Raw genomic sequence first — 1,046 nt, 5'->3', positions numbered from 1 at the left:
CAGTGGCCGGCCAAAAACCCCAATGACGGAAGCGATTTTAATGCGACGGCAAGTATTACGATCGCAGACCCTTTACTGGGCCCTTTGCAAAACCTCAACGGCGCTTTAGTCAGGCCGCTGCTGGCAGGAAGTCCGGCAATTGATAAAGGGATTGCCACTGGTGCACCTGCCAAAGATCAGCGCGGTGTGACTCGCCCTCAAGATGGTGATAGCATTCCAGGTGCGATCGTCGACAGCGGCTCTTTTGAGTTGGGAGGTAGTGTCGTCCCGGTCCCAACTCCGACGCCGGCGCCGACTATTACTGGTTCTTTGGGTCAAGCCAATAATTACAGCAGCGTCAGCGACCTGATCGCACAATGGCCCAATGCCGCCCAGAATCAAGGCATCAAACTGTCTGGGATAGCTTTTGACGGCGTGGAAACTGACTACCTCAACCCTACTGCCATCAGCAACCTCACCTTAGCAAGCAACGAAAACCCTAAAAGCTGGTTGAGCTACGGAAGTACCGGCGGTATTGGCGTCCCGTCCTCTTACGATGGTTGGTTCACCGACGCCAAGAAAATTCGGGCGGAAATCAACCACAACCCCAACACCAATCAATCTCAGACGCTGAAGGTGAAATGGGCAGATAACCAAGACATTACTAGCACTACGATCGACCTCAGTGGATTGAGTCCCAAAACAAGTCCTGGTTTGGGCGATCAGGGCAATGAAGTTGGTTTGCTGGAAATCTTTAATAATGGGGTTCGGGTACCGGCCACCAATTTTAAGATCGCTCGCCTCAACGCTCCGAGCGCTCCAAAACCCATTACAGTGTCTTCAGATGGAGTGACTTTCATTGGCGATCGCACCGATGGCAGTTTTAAATTCCAGATAGTAGGAGACTCTCTCGGCGGCGCTACTTTTGACGAACTGCGGTTCTCCACTAAAGCCTACGATAGCCCCACCGCTGCCTACACCGCCACCTCTTTCAAAAACGACGGTTCCGACTACCTAGTGCGAAAAATTGAATATCAAGGGATTTCTAATGTGACGCCGACGCCGAC

General features: G+C 52.3%; 1 protein-coding gene. It reads left to right on the top strand.

All coding sequences use genetic code 11. The features are described from left to right. Window positions 1-1,046, top strand: a 1,046-nt coding sequence (locus QUA53_RS29070; RefSeq protein WP_333101353.1) for a choice-of-anchor Q domain-containing protein, incomplete at both ends; no start/stop codon positions are given.

This window comes from Microcoleus sp. Pol12B3, assembly GCF_036701355.1.
GTDB lineage: Bacteria > Cyanobacteriota > Cyanobacteriia > Cyanobacteriales > Microcoleaceae > Microcoleus.
The sequence above is the reverse complement of the archived record's forward strand: the minus strand, read 5'-3'. Positions and strand labels throughout refer to the sequence as shown.